The 17,461-nt window shown below is 67.2% G+C and carries 21 protein-coding genes; 16 read left to right on the top strand and 5 right to left on the bottom strand.

Translation table 11 applies throughout. From position 1 onward, the window contains the following. On the bottom strand, window positions 1-513 hold a 513-nt coding region (locus V5A53_RS05900), incomplete at its 3' end, for a sulfite exporter TauE/SafE family protein (protein WP_332312651.1). 308 nt (window positions 514-821) lie between these two features. Here V5A53_RS05900 and V5A53_RS05905 point away from each other — a divergent pair. Beyond that, window positions 822-1,175, top strand: coding sequence for a winged helix-turn-helix transcriptional regulator (locus V5A53_RS05905; protein WP_332312652.1), 354 nt, complete (start codon window positions 822-824; stop codon window positions 1,173-1,175). A gap of 12 nt (window positions 1,176-1,187) precedes the next feature. Here V5A53_RS05905 and V5A53_RS05910 read toward each other — a convergent pair whose 3' ends face one another. After that, window positions 1,188-1,967 carry a sulfite exporter TauE/SafE family protein gene (locus V5A53_RS05910; protein ID WP_332312653.1) on the bottom strand — a complete coding sequence of 260 codons (780 nt, stop codon included), beginning with the start codon at window positions 1,965-1,967 and terminating at the stop codon, window positions 1,188-1,190. 24 nt (window positions 1,968-1,991) lie between these two features. Next, entirely contained in the window at window positions 1,992-2,807 is an 816-nt protein-coding gene (locus tag V5A53_RS05915; protein ID WP_332312654.1) for a pantoate kinase, read from the bottom strand. 160 nt (window positions 2,808-2,967) lie between these two features. On the opposite strand from V5A53_RS05915, the gene V5A53_RS05920 reads away from it, so the two are divergent. From V5A53_RS05920 to V5A53_RS05965, 10 genes are all read left to right on the top strand, one after another. Continuing rightward, entirely contained in the window at window positions 2,968-4,032 is a 1,065-nt protein-coding gene (locus V5A53_RS05920; protein ID WP_332312655.1) for a monovalent cation/H+ antiporter subunit E, read from the top strand. Continuing rightward, window positions 4,029-4,304 (top strand): cation:proton antiporter, encoded by a 276-nt coding sequence (locus V5A53_RS05925; RefSeq protein WP_332312656.1) that lies wholly within the window; start codon window positions 4,029-4,031, stop codon window positions 4,302-4,304. Before V5A53_RS05920 ends, V5A53_RS05925 begins: the two co-directional genes overlap by 4 nt. A gap of 1 nt (window position 4,305) precedes the next feature. Continuing rightward, on the top strand, window positions 4,306-4,608 hold the full coding sequence (mnhG, locus tag V5A53_RS05930) for a monovalent cation/H(+) antiporter subunit G (RefSeq protein ID WP_332312657.1): 303 nt from the start codon (window positions 4,306-4,308) through the stop codon (window positions 4,606-4,608). Beyond that, window positions 4,608-5,144, top strand: coding sequence for a DUF4040 domain-containing protein (locus V5A53_RS05935; RefSeq protein WP_442928610.1), 537 nt, complete (start codon window positions 4,608-4,610; stop codon window positions 5,142-5,144). The genes mnhG and V5A53_RS05935 overlap by 1 nt, the downstream gene beginning before the upstream one ends. After that, window positions 5,141-5,602, top strand: coding sequence for an MnhB domain-containing protein (locus V5A53_RS05940; protein WP_332312659.1), 462 nt, complete (start codon window positions 5,141-5,143; stop codon window positions 5,600-5,602). Before V5A53_RS05935 ends, V5A53_RS05940 begins: the two co-directional genes overlap by 4 nt. Continuing rightward, window positions 5,599-5,961, top strand: a complete 363-nt coding sequence (locus V5A53_RS05945; protein WP_332312660.1) for a cation:proton antiporter subunit C — start codon at window positions 5,599-5,601, stop codon at window positions 5,959-5,961. Before V5A53_RS05940 ends, V5A53_RS05945 begins: the two co-directional genes overlap by 4 nt. Next, on the top strand, window positions 5,954-7,483 hold the full coding sequence (locus tag V5A53_RS05950) for a monovalent cation/H+ antiporter subunit D family protein (protein WP_332312661.1): 1,530 nt from the start codon (window positions 5,954-5,956) through the stop codon (window positions 7,481-7,483). The genes V5A53_RS05945 and V5A53_RS05950 overlap by 8 nt, the downstream gene beginning before the upstream one ends. Continuing rightward, on the top strand, window positions 7,480-9,396 hold the full coding sequence (locus V5A53_RS05955) for a cation:proton antiporter (protein WP_332312662.1): 1,917 nt from the start codon (window positions 7,480-7,482) through the stop codon (window positions 9,394-9,396). Before V5A53_RS05950 ends, V5A53_RS05955 begins: the two co-directional genes overlap by 4 nt. Next, a complete protein-coding gene (locus V5A53_RS05960) occupies window positions 9,396-11,201 on the top strand; it encodes a Na(+)/H(+) antiporter subunit D (RefSeq protein ID WP_332312663.1) in 1,806 nt (601 codons plus the stop codon). Before V5A53_RS05955 ends, V5A53_RS05960 begins: the two co-directional genes overlap by 1 nt. Before the next feature lie 102 nt (window positions 11,202-11,303). Continuing rightward, window positions 11,304-12,371, top strand: coding sequence for an NADH:flavin oxidoreductase/NADH oxidase (locus V5A53_RS05965; protein WP_332312664.1), 1,068 nt, complete (start codon window positions 11,304-11,306; stop codon window positions 12,369-12,371). A 58-nt stretch (window positions 12,372-12,429) separates the two neighbouring features. On the opposite strand, the gene pth2 is transcribed toward V5A53_RS05965, so the two are convergent. After that, window positions 12,430-12,768, bottom strand: coding sequence for a peptidyl-tRNA hydrolase Pth2 (gene pth2 / locus V5A53_RS05970; protein ID WP_332312665.1), 339 nt, complete (start codon window positions 12,766-12,768; stop codon window positions 12,430-12,432). Between the two features lie 91 nt (window positions 12,769-12,859). Here pth2 and V5A53_RS05975 point away from each other — a divergent pair, with 91 nt between their 5' ends. Genes V5A53_RS05975 through V5A53_RS05995 form a run of 5 tightly spaced genes read left to right on the top strand, consistent with a single transcriptional unit; the run spans window position 12,860 to window position 16,139 of the window. Beyond that, complete coding sequence (locus tag V5A53_RS05975; protein ID WP_332312666.1) at window positions 12,860-13,477, top strand: Yip1 family protein; 618 nt, start codon at window positions 12,860-12,862, stop codon at window positions 13,475-13,477. 45 nt (window positions 13,478-13,522) lie between these two features. After that, window positions 13,523-14,119 (top strand): dCTP deaminase, encoded by a 597-nt coding sequence (gene dcd / locus V5A53_RS05980; protein ID WP_332312667.1) that lies wholly within the window; start codon window positions 13,523-13,525, stop codon window positions 14,117-14,119. After that, window positions 14,116-15,012, top strand: a complete 897-nt coding sequence (locus tag V5A53_RS05985; protein WP_332312668.1) for a thiamine-phosphate synthase family protein — start codon at window positions 14,116-14,118, stop codon at window positions 15,010-15,012. The genes dcd and V5A53_RS05985 overlap by 4 nt, the downstream gene beginning before the upstream one ends. Then, window positions 15,009-15,695: a class I SAM-dependent methyltransferase gene (locus tag V5A53_RS05990; protein WP_442928641.1), complete on the top strand. Its 687-nt coding sequence runs from the start codon at window positions 15,009-15,011 to the stop codon at window positions 15,693-15,695. The genes V5A53_RS05985 and V5A53_RS05990 overlap by 4 nt, the downstream gene beginning before the upstream one ends. A gap of 30 nt (window positions 15,696-15,725) precedes the next feature. Beyond that, window positions 15,726-16,139 (top strand): hypothetical protein, encoded by a 414-nt coding sequence (locus V5A53_RS05995; protein WP_332312670.1) that lies wholly within the window; start codon window positions 15,726-15,728, stop codon window positions 16,137-16,139. Here V5A53_RS05995 and V5A53_RS06000 read toward each other — a convergent pair. After that, window positions 16,136-17,407, bottom strand: coding sequence for a DUF7405 family protein (locus tag V5A53_RS06000; RefSeq protein WP_332312671.1), 1,272 nt, complete (start codon window positions 17,405-17,407; stop codon window positions 16,136-16,138). The genes V5A53_RS05995 and V5A53_RS06000 overlap by 4 nt on opposite strands. Between the last annotated feature and the right edge of the window lie 54 nt (window positions 17,408-17,461).

Genomic DNA, 17,461 nt, shown 5'->3' on the forward strand with positions numbered 1-17,461 from the left:
GGCGCTGATGAGGCCGGTCACGAACCCGCCGACGCTCGCCAGGCCGACTCCGGGTGCCCGCCAGCAGGTCCGGTAGCGGAACGTCTCGCCGTCGGCAGCTTCGATGACGGTTTCGGCCCCCGTCTCGTCTTCGGGGCCGGCCTTCTCGCCCGGTTCGCAGTCCTCGGGCGAGGGGTAGAAGACGAGAAAGCCACCGAGAACCAGCAGGCCGGCGCCGAAGGCGAGTTTCAGGACCGTCGGGTCCACCCGGTGTGCGAGCAGTGCCCCGACGACGATGGCCGGTATCGACCCCGCGAGCAACCACTTGGCGGTCGCGTAATCGACCACGCACTGCTTGACGTAGGCCCGGAGCCCGTTGCCCATCCCCGCCACCTCGGTCAGCAGGCCCGCCCCGATGGCCTGCGCGGGCGAGAGGCCGACCACGAGCATGAAGAACGGACTGAAAAAGAGGTCCCCGAGACCCCCGCCGCCAGGGCGACGAACGAGAAGACGATCGCTGTCGGAAACACCCACCAGTGGGCGAGAAACTGGGCCGTCGAGAACGGCACCGAAGCGGTGAGGGCGTCCCCGCTGGTCGTCGTGCCGACCGTTACCAGTCCCGAAACGGTGAGGCCACCGCCGAGGAGTCGTCGGCTACCGGTCTTCACGGCATCGCCTCCCGAATCGAGATACAGTTACCATATGTAACCTTCCACGCCCTGTCGAATAAGCCTGTGCCGACCGGTCGGTAACCGGCTTACCTGCGAGTAACTTAGCGAGTAATAGTTAGTAACTAGGTATGGATACGTAACTATAAGATCGCGGCGTCCGAATCCCATGTCATGAGTCAGCAACGCATGGAAGTCTGGTGTGCCGGCGAGGAGTGGTGTCCCGTTACGTCGACCACCACGCTCATCGGCAAGAAGTGGCATCCCGTCATCGTTCACCGGTTGTTGAACGCTGGGCCGCTCGGCTTCAACGCGCTGAAAGAAGAGGTCGACGGCATCTCCAGTAAGGTCCTCTCGGACTCGCTCGACGACCTCGAGGAGAAGACCATCGTCAACCGAGAGATCGTCAGCGAGAAACCGGTTCGCGTCGAGTACTCCCTCACCCAGTTCGGCGCCTCGCTGGAACCCGTCATCATCGCCATGCGTGACTGGGGACAGGAACACCTCAAACCGCCCGAAGACGACTGACGACGGTCCGTATCAGAGGGACCCGAGGCCGCTCGAAAGCAACCGCAGTCCGATCACCGTCAGGAGCCCGAGCACCCCGACGCGTTGCTGGCGTTCGGAGACGACGCCACGGAGCCGTTTGCCGACCGCGACGCCGGCGACTGCTGGCACCGCCGCGGCGACGGAGAGGGCCGCGACAGTCACCGTCGGATACAGGCCGAGGACGGCGGCCGCGCCGATTCGGAGCCCGTTGAGGCCGAGGAACACCAGCGCCACGACCCCGACGAACAGGCCGTGGGTGAGGCCGCGACTCCGGAGGTAGGCGACGAGCTGGACCCCGACGTTCGTCGCCCCGAACAGGACGCCCGAGAGTGCTCCAACGACCGCCATCACCGGCCCGGACTCGACGAACGCGGCGTCGGCGTCCCACGACGGCAACGGAACGACCGACTGCATCGACGCGACAAAGGCCAGCGTCACGACGCCGAGGCCAACCCGAAGCGGGGCGGCGGGAAGCCGGTCGAGGAGAACCATCCCAGCGAGCGTCCCGACCAGCGCGCCGCCGATGAGCGGGCCGAACCGGCGGCCACAGTACCGGAGGTCGTCGACCGAGAGGTCACCCACGAGCGAGAGGTTCACCGCGAAAACGGGGAAGATGATGAGAACGACAGCAGTCGCGGGGTCGAGGACCGTCGCCAGCGCCATCGTCGCGACGAGGGCGAAGCCGAACCCGGCCACGCCGTTGACCGCTCCCGCGAGAAAGACGGTGCCGACGAGTAATCCGACGACGGCCGGGGTCAGCGCTACTGCCACACCAGTCGTTCGGTGCGATACCTTTTATAATAGATGCGCGCCGGCGAGGTGGACGTCACACCGATCGGCGTCGTAGCCCGCGTCGCTGAGGCCGCTCCCGAGCGCGAAGGCCGTCTCGCCGAGCATCGCCATCGAGGCCTCGCCGCCCGCGTCGGCGACGTCCTGAATCGCCTGCCGGAGTTGTGGCGTCAGCAGACCGACCTCTCGGGCGAAGCGGCGGGAGGCGTGCATGAACGTCTCCAGCGTTGGCTCGGCGACGAGTTGCGAAAGCGATTGCTTGCCGGCGGCGGTCAGTTCCTCGGTGTCGCCGCCGATGACCTCCGCCGTGGAGAGTTCGCCGAAGGTGACGTATTCGATCTCGCGGCGGGCGGGAATCCCGTCCATCGTGCCGTACTGTGGTGCGCCGGGGTCGAGTCGAATCGGGAAGCCACCGCGGGCCTGTCCGACGACGTCGCCGAGGCCGGTGCCGGCCTGTACCTCCGCGCCGTGGGCGATGGTGACGAGTTCGTTCTCCGAGAGGCCGCGGTCGAAGGCATTGTTGGCCGCCAGCGCCGTCCCGAGGGCCAGCGCGCCGGAGATGCCGAACCCCGAACCCAGCGGCAGGTCGGTTTCGGCGACGACACGCGCGTCGACGCGGAGTGCGCCCAGTACCCGGTCGACCGCCTCGATGTCGACCGATTCGCCGTTGAGTTCGAGGCCATCGCCGGGTTCGACCCGGACGGTCACGCCGTCAGCAAGCGCGAGGCCGGCCCCGCGAGACCCGGCTTTGGTCGGGTCGTCGTCCGGGTGCGCGCTGAAAAACCCCGTGATGTGGCCGGGGACGAACGCCGCGTCTGTCATGGCAAGCCATCCGTGACGCGCCGTTTTAAGGTTTCCTCGTTGGGGCGAATCGCCGTCGCCAATCGGCCGTGACCGTTCGGCGTGGCACCGCCTCCCGGTTCCCGGCCCAAAGAACAACCGTTTTGTTGCGTCTACCGGAATAGCCGGACAGTGACCAACCGTGCCTGAGGACCCACCGGACCGGTCGGACGACGCGGGGCCGATTCTCGTCCCCGTCGCCGAGTCGGTCACGCTACGAAACACCATCGCCTACGCGGTCCGCGAGGCAGAGTCGGCCTCGGGCGAGATCCACTTCGTCACGCCGGTCGCGTGGCACGACATCGGCGAGGCGAGCGACGCCCAGCGCCAGGAGGTCGAGGACCTGCTCGACCGGGTCGTCGTCTGGGCCCGCGAGGATACCGAAGCCGACCTCGACGTTTCGACGTCGATTCTCGGCACCGACGAGTACCTCTTCGGTCCCGACGACTACGCCCGAATCATCGGGGAGTACGCCGACGACCACGACATCGACCGGGTCGTCGTCGATCCCGAATACAGCCCCGGCGGCAACGTCCCGCTGCTCCGGCCGATGGAGACGGGGCTCATCGAACGCGGCTTGACCGTCGAGGAGGCGCCCGTCGATCGCCGGACCCGCCGCGGCCGTCTGCTCCGCCGTGGTGGTCTCGTCCAGTTCGGCACCCTGTTCGGACTCTCGTTCCTGTTCTACCAGTTGCTCGGGGGCTTTGTCGGGACCCAGTTCGACATCGTGACGGGTGTCGCGAGCGCGACGCTCGTGTCGGTGATGCTCCACCGTATCACGTTCAGCGACCGGATGCGGCCGTCGGCCAGCGTCCGCCGTCTCCTCCGGATGTTCATCTACACCCCGTATCTGCTCTACGAGATCATCAAGGCCAACATCGCCGTCTCGTATGTCATCCTCCATCCGGACCTCCCCATCGAACCCCGGACGACGGAAGTCCGCTCGGCTGTCTGGGGCGGGATGCCGGTTGCGACGCTGGCCAACAGCATCACGCTGACGCCCGGAACGCTGACCGTCCGGGTCCACGGCCGGGACTTCATCGTTCACACGCTCATTCCGTCGGCCCGCGAGGACCTCTTCGACGGCGGGCTGGAACGCGGCGTCAGGTACGTCTTCTACGGTCGGTCGGCCGCCGGCGGGGCCAGTCCCCGTGAACGGGACGACTGCCGGATCCTCGAAACCGTCACGGAGGATGAAGAGGAATGATTCCGGTCGACGACCTCCTGCTCGTCGCGGCGGCCGTCTTCGTCCTCCTCGCCATCGCGGTGCTATACCGCGCGGTCCGTGGACCGACGATGCAGGATCGCGTCATCGCTGTCAACGTGCTGGGGACGAAAACCGTCGTCGTCCTCGCGGTGCTGTCGGCGGCGCTGGACGTCCCGTACTTCCTCGACATCGCGCTGGTGTACGCACTCCTGAACTTCCTGATGGCGGTCGCCATCTCGAAGTTCACCGTCGAACGTGGAGGGGTGATGTGACGTGTTAATCGAACTCGCCATCGCCGGCCTGCTCGTTGTCGGCGTCTTCTTCACGTTCGTCTCGGCGGTCGGCGTCATCCGCCTGCCGGACGTCTACGCCCGCGCCCACACCGCGAGCCAGACCGACACGCTCGGGGCCGGCTTCACCCTCGCGGCCGTCGCGCTCGCGCTCGGCCTCGAGATGCCGACCGTCAAGACGGTCATCCTACTGATATTCATCTTCATCACGAACCCGACGGCGGCCCACGCGATCGCTCGGGCCGCCCACGAGGAAGGTATCGAACCGTGGAGGGAAGACCAATGATGGAATACGTCGCCTACGCGCTGGCGGGGTTCGTCCTCGTGAGCGCGGTCGCAACCGCACTGCTCCGGGACGTGCTGGCGGCCATCATCGTCTTCGCCGCCTACAGCCTCGGGATGGCGCTGCTGTACACCCTGTTGCTCGCGCCGGACGTCGGCCTCACCGAGGCCGTCATCGGCGCTGGGGTGACGACCATCCTGTTGCTCTTGACCATCGCCAAGACGGTTCGACCGCCGGGCGACCGGGCGCTCGAACGCCTCGACCCACGGGCACTGCTCGCCTGCGGGGCGCTCGCGGTCGTCTTCGGGTTGACGCTCCCGAGTCTCCCTGCCGTCGGCGACCCGACCGCGCCCATCATCTCGTACGAGGCAGTCACGGGCCACTACCTGACCGAATCGTACCACGAAACGGGCGTCAAGAACACCGTCACCGCGGTGCTTGCGGCCTACCGTGGGTTCGACACATTCGGCGAGGCGACGGTCGTCTTCGCCGCCGGGGTGGCGGTTCTGTCGGTCCTGAAACGGGAGGTGTTCACATGAGCGACGCTGAACCAACTGGCAACGACCGTCTCTACACCGAAAGCGAGGTCATCATGACTACCGTCCGCGTCGTCGCGCCGTTCGTGCTCACGTTCGGCCTCTTCATCACGTTCCACGGCGCGGACTCGCCGGGCGGCGGCTTCCAGGGCGGCGCCCTCGTCGGGACCGTCATCCTGATGCTCGCCTTCGCGTTCGGTATCGATCCGACGCGACAGTGGCTCGGCCGCCGGGCGATCACGCTCGTGGCCTGCCTCGGCCTGTTGATCTTCGCCGGAATCGGCTTCGGGAGCGTCGCGTTGGGCGGCGGCTTCCTCGAATACGCGCTGTACCCGCTCGACCACCCGACGAAACTCGGCATCGAGGCCGTCGAGATCGGCGGCATCGCCCTTATCGTCGCCGGCGTCATCACGGGGCTGTTCTTTCTGACGGCCGCCGGGCCGGGAGGTGAGGAGGCGTGATCGAACTCCTCGCGACGCGGTGGGCCTACGCGACGTTCGTCCTCGTCATGGTCACGGGACTCTACATGATGATCGCCAACTCCAACCTCGTCAAGAAGGTCATCGGATTGAACCTGTTCCAGAGCGCCGTCTTCCTGTTCTTCATCGCCTCGGCGTACGTCGAGGGCGGGAAACCGGCCATCGTCCCGCCGGACGGTGGAGGCGGCCCCTACGTCAGTCCGCTGCCACACGTCATCGTGCTGACCGCCATCGTCGTCGGCGTCAGCCTCACGGCGGTGGCGCTGGCGCTCATCGTCCGCATTCACAACGAGTACGGCACCGTCGACGAATCGGTGCTCCGGGAGGTGTCCGATGACTGACGTCGCCCTCCCGCTGCTCATCGCAGTGCCCATCGTCGCGGCCGTCCTGCCGCTGCTTTCGAGCCTACTTTCCTCCGTGACCGGCTGGCACGTCGCCGTCGTGGCGTGTGTCGCCGAAGCCGGTCTCGCCGCGCTCGTCGTCCGCGCAGTCTACGGCGGCGAGCGACTCGTCCACGCGGTCGGCGGCTATCCCGCCCCACACGGCATCGAACTCGTCGGGGACGGTCTCTCGGCCCCCGTGGTCGGTCTCATCGCGACCGTCTCGCTGGGCGTGCTGGCCTTCGCCCGCACCGCCGGCCCGCGGCGCAACAGTTTCTACAGCGCCTACCTCCTCCTCGTCGGCGGCCTGATGGGAATCACCGTCACCGGCGACCTGTTCAACATGTTCGTCTTCCTCGAGATCACGGGCCTTGCGACCTACGCGCTGGTCGCCGCCGACCGCTCCGGCGAGTCCGCCATCGCGGCGCTGAAATACCTGATTCTCGGAACGACGGGCGCGTCGCTGTTCCTCATCGGCGTCGGCTACGCCTTCATCTCGACGGGGACGCTCAACATGGTCGACCTCTCGGAGCAACTGGCCGACGTCTACACGACGCGGGCCGTCCTCGCCTCCTTCGGCTTCATCGTCGTTGGCCTCTCGTTGAAGGCGGCCATCTTCCCGCTACACACGTGGCAGCCGGACGCCTACACGTACGCGCCCGACACGGTGACGACGTTCATCTCGGCGCTCGTCTCGACGGTCGCCGCCTACGCCATCGGCCGAGTGATTCTCACCGTCTTCACCGTCTCCTTCTTCGAGGCGGTGCCGCTGGCACAGGACGCCGTCCTCGCGTTTGCGGCCATCAGCGTCCTCGCGGGAAGCACGCTGGCCGTCCTCCAGACCGAGATCAAGCGGATGTTCGCTTACTCGTCGGTCTCGCAGTTCGGCCTCGTGATCGCGGCTTTCGCCTTAGCGACGCCGGATTCCGTTCTCGGCGGCGTCATCCATCTGGTCGGCCACGGCCTGATGAAGGGCGGACTCTTCGCGACGGCCGCGATACTCGCGACGGCCCACGGCGCACGGACGGTCGACGACCTCGCCCGCCTCGGCTACCGCTCGCGGGTATCGGCGGCCGTCGTCGGCGTCCTCGGCCTCGCGCTGGTCGGCGTCCCCCCCTCCATCGGCTTCCTCGGCAAGTGGTATATCGGTGTCGGCGCGGTTCGGGCCGAAGCGTGGCCCGTCGCCGTCGTCGTCTTCCTCAGTACGATGTTGACGCTTGCCTACATCGCCCGCCTGCTCGAACGGCTCTACTTCGCCGACCCCGACACAGCGGAGACCACAGCGGCCGAGGAGGCCGCCGTCGCCGATGGCGGTCCCGCTGCTGACGGCACGGATCGTCCCGATACTCGGGCGCCCGAGGCGGTTTCCGTCGGCATGCTCGCGGTCGTCGTCGTGACCGCGGTCGTCGTCGTCGCTCTCGGTTTCGCCACGGGCGTCTTCGAGACGCTTCTCGACCCCTTCATTAGAGGTGTGCTTGCATGACTGAACTCGCTGACCCACGGCCCATCGCGGCCGTTCTGATCTCCGTCGTTGGAACGCTCGGCATCCTCGCGGCGCACCGTCGGCCGAACCTCCGGGAGTCGGTGACGCTCGTCGTCGCCCTCGGGAAGTTCGGTATCATCGCCAGCATGCTCCCCGGCGTGCTGGCGGGCGACGTCTACGTCTGGACCCTCGGATCGTTCGTCGTCGACGTGCCCTTCGAACTTCGGGCGGACTCGCTGGGCATCCTCTTTGCGACGCTGGCCAGCCTGCTGTGGATAATAACATCGCTATACAGCATCGGCTACATGCGTGGGCTGGACGAGCACAACCAGACGCGCTACTTCGCCGCCTTCGCGATGAGTCTCAGCGCCGCCGTCGGTATCGCCTTCGCGTCGAACCTGCTCGTCCTGTTCGTCTTCTACGAGGTACTGACCGTGGCGACCTACCCGCTCGTCGCCCACGACGAGACGGACGAGGCCCGCGCCGCCGGCCGGAAGTATCTCGCATACACCTTCGGCGGCGGCGTCGCCGTGCTGGCCGGTACCGTCGTCGTCTACCTGGTGGCCGGTACCATCGCTTTCACACCGGGCGGCATCGAGGGGCTGGCGACCGCGGACCCGGCGCTTGCCCGCGTCGCCTTCGCCCTCTTGGCCGCCGGGTTCGGCGTCAAGGCCGGCCTGATGCCGCTGCACTCGTGGCTCCCCGACGCGATGGTCGCACCGACGCCCGTTTCGGGGCTGCTCCACGCCGTCGCCGTCGTCAAAAGCGGCATCTTCGGCATCACGCGGGTCGTCCTCGACGTCTTCGGTCCCGAAGCGGTCGCCGACCTCGGCGTCGGCCTGCCGCTGGCCGTCGTTGCGACTATCACCCTGCTCGCGGCCAGCATCATCGCGCTCCGGAAGGACCACCTCAAACAGCGACTCGCCTATTCGACGGTGAGCCAGCTGTCGTACATCGTGTTGGGGCTGTCGGTTCTCAGTCCGGACGCCATCACCGGCGGCCTCCTGCACATCCCTGCTCACGCCTTCATGAAACTCACCCTGTTCTTCTGTGCGGGCATCATCCACGTCGAGACACACACCGACTACATCAGCGAGATGGCCGGTATCGGCAAACGGATGCCGACCACGATGGCGGCCTTCGCCGTCGCGGCCGCCGGGATGGCCGGTATCCCGCTGGTGGCCGGCTTCGTCTCCAAGTTCTACATCCTCGTCGGCACCGTCTCGACGGGCGATTACGTCTTCGCCGTCGCCCTGCTCGTCTCCGGCGTCCTCAACATCGCGTACTTCTGGCCGGTCGTCTACCAGGCGTTCTTCCAGAGCGAGGACGCCCACGACGCCAAGCCGCTGGTCGAAGCGAAACTCGGCGGCGAAACACGGTCCATCCTCCCGCAGACGGACGGCGGCAAGCCGGACGACGAGGAGGCGGACATCGAAGCCGCGGAGAACGCGGGTGGCGACGCTGACGAAGACGATGATGACCTCGACGTCGACCCCGAGGAGATAGGCCAGCCCGACTTCAGCGGCGAGTCGGTCGAGCGGGACTACAGCCAGCCTGCCCCCCTCGTCGACGGCGAGTACGCGGTCGACAAGCATCCGAGCGACCACACGATTCCCGACGAATCCGAAGACGCGGACGCCGACGGCCACGAACCGGGCCACGCGGCCGAAAATCACCACGAGGCTGGCGACCACGAGGAATCACACGACCACGACCATCACGGCGGGCCGCCGGCCGGCGGCTGGGAGCGTCGTGGCTGGCTCGGCCAGGAGAGCACGTGGTTCATGCTCGGGCCGATCCTCGCGGCGATGACCGGGTCGGTCGTCCTCGGGGTGGTTCCCCACGCGGCCGTCTTCCTGCGACTCATCGATGACATCGTTTCGGCGGTTCTCGCGATGGGGGTGGTCTTCTGATGGTGCTGGAGACGATTCCGCCCTTCGTGCCGGTCCTGCTGGCGGCCTTCATCGCCGCCGTCGCACCGCGGACGGTCGGCCACGGCGTCGGCTTCCTCGCGACGGCCGGCGTCGCGGTCGCCTCGTTCCTCCTGCCGGAGGGGACGCTCATCGCGACCCAACTGTTCGGCTTCGAGACGGTGCTGTATCAGGTCGACGACTTCTCGCGGATGATGGGCATCATCTTCGGCCTCATCGGTGCCGCCGCGGTGCTGTACGCCTACTCCAGCGAGGCCGACGGCCGACAGACCGCCGCCGCGCTCGGGTACGTCGGCACCAGCCTCGGCGCCGTCTACGCGGGCGACTGGCTGACGCTGGTCTTCTTCTGGGAACTGATGGCCGTCACCAGCACGCTGCTGGTGTGGCACTACGGCGGCCGCGCGGTCCGGACCGGCTTCCGGTACGCCATGGCCCACGGCATCGGCGGCAGCCTCGTGCTCGCGGCCGTCGTCTGGCAGTACGCCGAGGTCGGGTCGTTCCTCTTCAGCGCCTCGACCGGCGTCGTCGGCCCCATCGCGCCGCTGTTGATGGCGGTCGGCATCGGCGTCAACGTCGGCTTCATCGGCCTGCACACGTGGCTCCCGGATACCTATCCCAGCCCGCACATCGCCGCCAGCGTCTTCCTCTGTGTCTACACGACCAAGACCGGCGTCTACGCGATGTTCCGGGCCTTCCCCGAGGGCCATCTCTGGATCGCCTACATGGGCGGTGCGATGGCCGTCTTCGGCGCCTCGATGGCGCTGCTGCAGGAGGACATGCGCCGCCTCCTCTCCTATCACATCATCTCACAGGTCGGCTACATGGTCGCCGGCGTCGGCATCGGTACGACGCTTGCGACCGCCGGCGCCTTCGGCCACATCTTCAACCACATCCTCTACAAGGCGCTGCTGTTCATGTCCATCGGCGTCGTCATCTACCGAACCGGCGTCGAGGACATCACCGAGGTCGGCGGCCTCTGGAAGGTGATGCCGGTCACCTTCGTCTCCTACCTGCTCGGCGCCGCGGCCATCGCTGGCGTCCCCGGCTTCAACGGCTTCGTCAGCAAGGGTATCGTCATCGCCGAGGCGCACTACAGCATGGAAACCATCGTCATCGGCTCCAAGGACATGTTCCTCGGCGGCGAGGACCTGCTGTGGTGGCTCCTCATCATCGGTGGCGTCGGCACGTTCATGTCGTTCATCAAACTCGGCTACTACGTCTTCTTCCACGGCCCGGCGACGATAGACCCCGACGACGCCGAACTCGGGCAGGCCGCTCCGATGCTCGCCGTCGGTGGCCTCTGTCTCGCGCTCGGCCTCCTGCCCGGCACCCTCTTCGAGGTGCTGCCGGACACCGCGACGATCGTCGAGAATTACACCACCTACACCACCAGCCACATCATCGAAGGCGTCACGCTGGGCGTCGCCGGCTTCATCGGCTTCTTCGTCCTCAAGACGCCGCTATCGAAGGCGACGTGGATTCCGGACGTCGACCGAGTCATCAACCCGGCCTTCTTCTACGGCGGCCGGGCGCTCGTTCTTGCGGTCACCGAGACGTGGGCGGCGGTCGACCGCGCCGTCGTCGCGGTCGCCACGACGGCGATGCGCGTCCGTTCGGACCCCCAGCACTACGCCTACACGACCGCCGAGCGCCTCCCCGGCGTCGAAGCCGAGGGGCGACCGAGCGCCGACCGCCCCGAAACGTTCGACCTGCAGATCTCGATGGGGACGAGCGTCCTGCTCATCGTGACCGCGTTGACGCTCGCGCTGGCGGCGCTGCTGCTGTAGCCGAGGGAGTCCGGGCTGCCCTATCTAGCCTCTCCCCGCCTCCTTGTCGCCGAAATTCCGGGAAGCAAAGCGTCTTTTGAGCGGGAATCGAACCCTCGTGTAATGCATCTCTTTACGCCGTTCGAGGTCCGTGACGTGACCGCGCGGAACCGCGTGATGGTCTCGCCGATGTGTCAGTACTCCTGTGCGGCGGACGGCCTCGCCACCGACTGGCATCAGGTCCACCTCGGGAGTCGGGCGTCGGGTGGCGCGGGTATCGTCATGGCCGAAGCGACGGCGGTCACGCCCCGGGGCCGCATCACACCCCACGACCTCGGCATCTGGAGCGACGAACACGCCGAAGCCCTCGAATCGACCACCGAGTTCATCAAATCACAGGGCGCGACGCCGGCTATCCAGTTGGCTCACGCCGGCCGGAAGGCCTCGACGGAACGTCCCGGCGACGGCGGCGGCCCGATCCACGACGACCGCGGCTGGACGCCCGTCGGACCGACCGAAACGCCGTGGCCACACGACGAAGCCCTCGATACCGAACGGCTCGATACCGACGGCATCGCCCGAATCGTCGACGCCTTCGTCGACGCCGCGCTTCGCTCCCTCGAGGCCGGTTTCGAAATCCTCGAAATCCACGCCGCCCACGGCTACCTCCTCCACGAGTTCCTCTCGCCCGTGACGAACACCCGCGAGGACCAATACGGCGGCAGTTTCGAGAACCGGACGCGCCTGCTCCGGGAGGTCGTCGCGGGCGTCCGCAACGAGATTCCGGAGGGGACGCCGCTTTTCGTCCGCATCTCGGCGACCGACTGGCTCCCGGACCGCGACTCGTGGAGTGTCGGCGACTCGGCGCGACTCGCGCGGGACCTCGAACCGCTCGGCGTGGACCTTATCGACGTCAGTGCCGGGGCGATTCACCCGGACCAGCAGATTCCCGACACGGGCCCACACTTCCAGGTTCCTTACGCCGAACGGGTCGGCGAAAGCGGCATGCCGGTCGGCGCGGTCGGCAAGATCACCACGCCGGAGGGCGCTGACGCCATCATCCGGAACGACCGTGCCGACCTCGCCGTCATCGGTCGCGAACACCTCCGGGACCCCTACTTCGCGATTCGGGCGGCCAAGGAACTCGGACACGAAGCGCCGGTGCCGAGGCAGTACACTCGTGGGTTCTGAACCCACGTTTTTGCCGGCCCCCCTCGATTCGCTCGGCGGGCCGGCAAAAACGTGGGACTTAAAAAAGCGACAGGTCGCCCGTCACCTTGTCGACGACGTTTTCCGGGCCGGGGCCGACGGCCAGCGCCGTGACGGTGCCGGGTTCCAGTTGCGTGTGGCCGGCGTCACGGACCAGGGCATAGGGGAGGCCCTCCCGGCGTGCTTTATCAGCCAGTTCCTGTAGTTGGCTCTCGCTTTTTCCTTTGAGTACGATCTTCTTCTGGCCGCCGGATTTCCACTTCGAGCGGGTGCTCGAATCGGCGTCCTCGTAGGCCTGCAGCGAGGCGTGTGCGACCTGTGCGGCGAGTTTGCCCTTCCCCATCCCGATGTCGGTGCGGGCGACGATGGCCTGTTTCATATCCCCGTCTGGGGTAGTGAGGGACAAAAACAGGCCGGTTGGCGGGCGCGCGGCCGTGGAATTTTATATACCGACGAGCAAACCGCATCCGATGGCCCTCCACGCCCTCCGGGACCTGCTCGTTTCCCCAAGAGACTTCTTCGAATCGCGTCGCCCGGAATCGCTCGCGTTGCCCGCCGTCGGTGCTATCCTGCTGGTGGCGGTCGTCACCGCCGTCGGCCTGTGGGCGGTGATGCAACTCGCGCTCGTCGAACTCCCGCCCGAGGGGCGCCACGCGTTCCGGCGCGTGTTCGGCACGGTTGCGGTCGTCCTCCCGATCATCATGCTCATCAGTTGGGCGATTCTCGCCGGCGTCGTCCACCTTCTGATCCGTGGGGATGCCACAGAGGCGACCTACGGCCGGACCTTCGGCATCGTTGGCATTGCCGCGCTTCTGGAGATTCCCGCGACGATCATCGGCTTCGCGCGGGCCTACATGCTGTTCGCGTCGGTGTCGTTTTCGGATCCCGAGACCGCCCAGCGGCAACTCGATGCAGCGGCGAGCGGCGAGGACCCGCTCGTATTGCTCGTCTGGATCGGCGTGACGCTCTGGAAGGGATACGTCTGGCGGGAGGGACTGGTCGGCGCCTACGACCTCCCGACCGACCGCGCGACGCTCGCAGCGGCGGTCGCCGTCGGTATCTCGATTCTCATGGTCCTCTTCGGTTAGCCCGCATCGTTGACCTTTAAGCCCCTGAGGCTCCCCTCTCCGGGCATGATACTCTCCGATGCGGACATCCGCCGTCGACTGACCGACGGCGATCTCGTCGTCGAGCCACTCGACGACCCCGAGTTACAGATTCAACCCGCGAGCATCGACCTCCGACTCGGCCGGGAGTTCCTCGAGTTCCAGCGCACCAACATCCCCTGTATCCACCCCAACAGCGAACAGGAGGTCGACGAGTACGTCGACGAGACCTACGTCGAGGAAGGTGAGGACTTCATCCTCCATCCCGGCGACTTCGTGCTGGGAACGACCAAGGAACGGGTCGAAATCCCGGACGACCTCATCGCCCACGTCGAGGGTCGGTCCTCGCTCGGCCGATTGGCGGTCGTCGTCCACGCGACTGCGGGGCTCTGTGATCCCGGTTACGAGGGCCAGATCACTCTCGAACTGTCGAACCTCGGCACCGCCCCGGTCGCGCTGACGCCGGAGATGCGCATCTCGCAGTTGACCTTCACCGAACTGAAAAATCCCGCCGAACGGCCATACGGTGCCGAGCGCGGGTCGAAATACCAGGGCCAGGCCGGGCCGCAAGCCTCCCGCATCCAGTCGGACGAGGAGTTCGGCGGCGAGCAACTGGACCGATGAAGTTCATCGAGGAAGTCGTCGTCGAGGAGTTCCTCCCGACGTTCCGGGCGATGATGGCCGGCGAGTTGCGCGACCGGGACCGCACCCAAAGCGAGGTCGCCGAACTGCTCGGTATCAGCCAGAGTGCCGTCTCGAAGTACGCCCACGGGGAGGTCGAGACGAACGACGCCATCGCCACCGACGACCGCGTGGTCGAGTTGGTCGACCGACTGGCCGACGGCCTCGTTTCGGGGGATATGACGCGCGTGCAGGCGCTCGTCGAGACGGAGGTCCTCATCCGGAAACTGGAGCGTGGCGACCTGCTGGCGCGACTCCACGAGGAATCGTTCCCGCCGCTTGCCGACCACGAGGGCGCTCTCGACATCCACGACCCAGAAAGCGAGTTGCGGACCGCCGAACGCGTCCGGTCGTCGGTCCGCCGCGGCGTTCGCACCCTCGAGAACATCAGCGGCTTCGCGGCGCTCATTCCGGCGGTCGGGTCGAACCTCGTCGAAGCGCTTCCCGAGGCCGAAACCATCGACGACGTCGCCGCCGTTCCGGGGCGTATTCTGGACATCAAGGGGCAGGCGACGGTGCCGGGCGACCCAGAGTTCGGCGTCTCGGAACACGTCGCCTCGGTCCTGCTGGCGGCCCGAGACGCCGGCCATGACGCCCGAGCGGCGCTGAACGTCCGCTACGACGAGGACCTCGTCGAGAAACTGGAGGCGGCGGGCTACGAGGCCGTCGAGTTCGACGCCGAGGCGGACGTCGAGACAGCGGTCGCCGACGCACTCGCCGCCGACACCGACGCGGACGTTCTCTATCAGACCGGCGGGTTCGGCATCGAACCGGTCTGTTATATCCTCGGTGCCGACGCCTCGGCGGTCGTCGGCACCGTCCGCGATATCGTCTGATGAGCGTCACCGAGTTCTACGGCCGCTGGGCCGACCTCTACGATCGCATCGCGACGGCTCCCGGCGTCGCCCGCTGGCGTCGCGCGACCGCCGAGGCCGTCGCCTCGCCTGGCGATACGGTCGTCGAGATGGGCTGTGGAACCGGCGCGAACCTGCCGTATCTCCGCGGACAGGTCGGCCCCGAAGGTCGAGTCGTCGGCCTCGATCTGACGGGAGAACTGCTCGACCGGGCGCGGCAACGCGCTGTGGAATACGACAACGTCGAGGTGCTACGGGCCGATGCCACGCGGCCGCCGCTCGGCGGTGCTACCACCGGCGCCGGGACCGACATCGACGCTATCGTCGGGACGTTCGTCTGCGGGATGTTCGAGGATCCGGCGTCGGTCGTCGACGAGTGGTGTGACATCGTCGGCAGTGGCGGCCGTATCGCGCTTCTCGATGCGACCGCGACCGACGCACCGCTTGGGCGGCCGCTGAACCCGTTTTTCAGAGTATTCACTGCTATCGGGGCGCCCGGAACGACCTCGTGGGACGTCGTTCGGGCGCCGTTCGGCGGCGTCGACAGCGTGCTCTCCGAGCGGGTGGCCGCCTCGCGGCGCGTCCTCGCCGACCGGACCGTCGAGCGACGCTACGAGACGTTCGCGCTCGGCTTCGTCGGCCTGCTCTCCGGTCGGGTTCGCTAAGGTTTTCGGCAGTGCGGTCCATCGAACGGTATGCAACGACGCGTGCTCGCGGGCGCGGCGGCGACGTGTTCCGTCTTCGTCGCCGCCGCAGTCGCCGACTTCTTCCTTCCCCGCGAGTTCGCATCCGTCGTCCTGCTGGCCGGCCTCGTTGGGGGATTGGTCGCTGGCCTGCTGTCGAAGACCCCGGGCCACGTCGGCGCGGGCGTGCGGGCCGGAGGCTACGGCGCCGCGGCGGGCTTTCTCGCCTTCCTCATCGTCGGCGTCGTGCAGTCGGTCGTCAGCGGCGATCTCGGCGTGCTCCTGCTCGGATTCCGGACGCTCCTCATCGCGTTACTTCTGGTGCCGGTACAGGCGGTGTTGGGCGCGATGACGGCGCCGCTGGGCGTTCGGATTCGAGGTGCTGTGGGCCGGGAGACGGCGCTTCCGGCCGAACAGGCCGACTAAACGCTGCCGTCCGGGCGCGGGAGCGCACGCTGTTCGCGCGAGGGGACGAGGAAGTTGCCGCGGTTCTTGACAAAGATGTACCGGAGGATGCCGTTGTTGACCCGCTGGCGGATGGCGGGCGTCTCGCTGACGATGTCGGCGGCGTTCATCGCCTCGCGAATCTCCTCGAAGGTCGAGATCTCCTGCTGGAGGCTCGGGAAATGGAGGCTGGCGACGCCGGAGTCGGTGGATTCGACGTGGCGACGGACCGTGCGGATGTTGCCCTCCTCGTCGCGGTTAGCAGCGGCCATCTTCTGGGCATGGCCGATGGCGCCGTTCTCGTTGGCCTGCTCGACGAGGCTCTCGAAGTCCTCGGGAACGACACCGCTGTCGTCGCCGACGTTGTCGCCGACGCCCTCGATGTCGCCGACCTTGCGGGTGCTGAACAGCTTCTTGACCATACTGTCGTGGTCGTTGTCGCCGTACCAGCGGTCGAGGCGCTGCTGGAGCGTGACGACGTGTTTCGTGGTCCCGCCGGCGAAGGGGCCGTCGTCGATGGTGACGTACGCCTCGGTGGCCTGATTGCCTCGGAAACCGGCGTTGAATCCCATGAACAGTTTGGCCGCCTCGGGCACGTCGGCGTCCTCGGGGATGCCGTCGACCTCGTCGGCGCGCTCGGCGGGCATCCCTGCGCCGATGAAGCCGGTCCGGCGCTCGTCGACGGTGCCGGGGAAGTCGACGGCCTCGATGCCGTTCGCGGTCTCGCCGTCGCCGAAGAGCGCCTCTTCGGCTTCGAGTACCACGTCGGCGCGGTCCGAGGCGAGATGCAGCAGCGCGTCCTGCGTGTAGAACTCTGGATCCTCGAAATCCGAGAGTGGGCGCGGTGCCGGGAGGTCGACGCCTTCGGGCCCGGTCCCGTAGCGTTCGAAGTAGGCCGGTGTATAGCCGATGGAGTACAGCAGGCCGGCCGACGAGCGCTCGTAGGCGCGGTCCAGAAGCGATAGCGCGTCCTCGACTCGCTGTCGGGTCTCGTCGCTCGGTTCGCCCGATTCGTCGAGGTCGACGTAGAGGAATGCGTGGTGACGCGGCAGGACGGGATTGCCGTGCTCGTCGGTGTCCATCACCTCCCGCCACGCGTGCTGGCGGTTGGGAAGGGTCGAGGGGTCGTCGACGCCCTCGGGGACCGGTTCGTCGGTCATATCGAGGCAGGCCGACAACCCTGCGGTGCCGCCGACGGCGACGGCGGCCTTCAGGAACCGGCGGCGAGTCGGCGTGTACCGACGTGTCATTAGCCGGTCGTAGGGCGTCGAGGAGAATGGGGGTTTTGGTCCGCGCGTCGAATC

This window comes from Natronomonas sp. (assembly GCF_036625485.1).
Taxonomy (GTDB): Archaea; Halobacteriota; Halobacteria; order Halobacteriales; family Haloarculaceae; genus Natronomonas.